Below are 974 nucleotides of genomic sequence, written 5' to 3' on the forward strand. Positions count from 1 at the left end.
AACTGGGATATCTGCCACCGACAGTCTATGAGCGGGCGATGGCGTCAAAACCACCTATCGAGGTGTCCGGAATTAGTTGACCACTGCACCCATCGGGGATAAATCCCCTCGCCACAGGTTTTTTTCCAGTTTGGGGATTTGGCTGTTTTCGGCAGATAACGGATCTGTAATTTCCCCGCCACCGTCACGATAGGTTCGCCTTGTTACCTTGATCCCGTCAGCTACTTAAACGAGGAATCAACGATGAAACTTACCCAACTCTGTACCTTCGCAGCCGCTCTGGCGATCTCTTCCGTGGCCCTGGCCGAAGGCGGCGGCGACCGCACTTTCGAGCGGATGATGACCAGCCACGACCGCTCCATGGAACTCTTCGTCGCCAAGGAAAAAGCCGCCGCCAACCCGGTGGTCGTCAACGACAAGAAAGACGACAAGACCCGCGATCTGTAAGCCTGCTGCCTTTATAGAAGCCCGTCATCGCGCATCGATGCTGGGCTTTTTTTAAGCCTGAACGGGAAGGAAAGGGATATGAAAGTACTCAAGTTGATCGCATTCGCCGCTGTCATGGCGATGTCGCTGAATGTGCTGGCCGAAGGCGGTGGTGACCGCACTTTTGAACGCGCGCTCAGTGCCAACGCCAAAGCCATGAATCAGTACGCCACCAACCAGGGCAAAGCGCCGCCGGTGGTGAAGGATTACGAATACGGAATGAAGCTGGACGTGGTCAAAGTGGTAAGCGTTGTGAAGCCGCAGGCAGCGTGCAATGTCGTGCCCACCGCGATGACCTACGAGGACTCCAGCGGCCAGCTCAACACCATCAAGTACAACGTGATGGGCGTGTGTCGCAACAACGGCGGCTGACCCCGGTTCCCTGTAGGAGCTGCCGAAGGCTGCGATCTTTTGATCTTGATCTTTAAAATCAAAGTCAAAAGATCGCAGCCTTCGGCAGCTCCTACAGGGGGATATGTCGTCGTCAG

General features: G+C 55.4%; 2 protein-coding genes. Both read left to right on the top strand.

The window, feature by feature from the left end:
- Positions 1-243 precede the first annotated feature (243 nt).
- Positions 244-447 carry a co-regulatory protein PtrA N-terminal domain-containing protein gene (locus PMI37_RS19980; RefSeq protein WP_008084292.1) on the top strand — a complete coding sequence of 68 codons (204 nt, stop codon included), beginning with the start codon at positions 244-246 and terminating at the stop codon, positions 445-447.
- A 78-nt stretch (positions 448-525) separates the two neighbouring features.
- Entirely contained in the window at positions 526-858 is a 333-nt protein-coding gene (locus tag PMI37_RS19985; protein ID WP_008084293.1) for a DUF2790 domain-containing protein, read from the top strand.
- Positions 859-974: the final 116 nt, after the last annotated feature.

The organism is Pseudomonas sp. GM80 (assembly GCF_000282515.1).
GTDB lineage: Bacteria > Pseudomonadota > Gammaproteobacteria > Pseudomonadales > Pseudomonadaceae > Aquipseudomonas.

Excerpts from the sequence above, each read along its gene's own strand:
- PMI37_RS19980 (WP_008084292.1), top strand. The coding sequence starts at position 244 with ATGAAACTTACCCAACTCTGTACCTTCGCAGCCGCTCTGGCGATCTCT.
- PMI37_RS19985 (WP_008084293.1), top strand. The coding sequence starts at position 526 with ATGAAAGTACTCAAGTTGATCGCATTCGCCGCTGTCATGGCGATGTCG.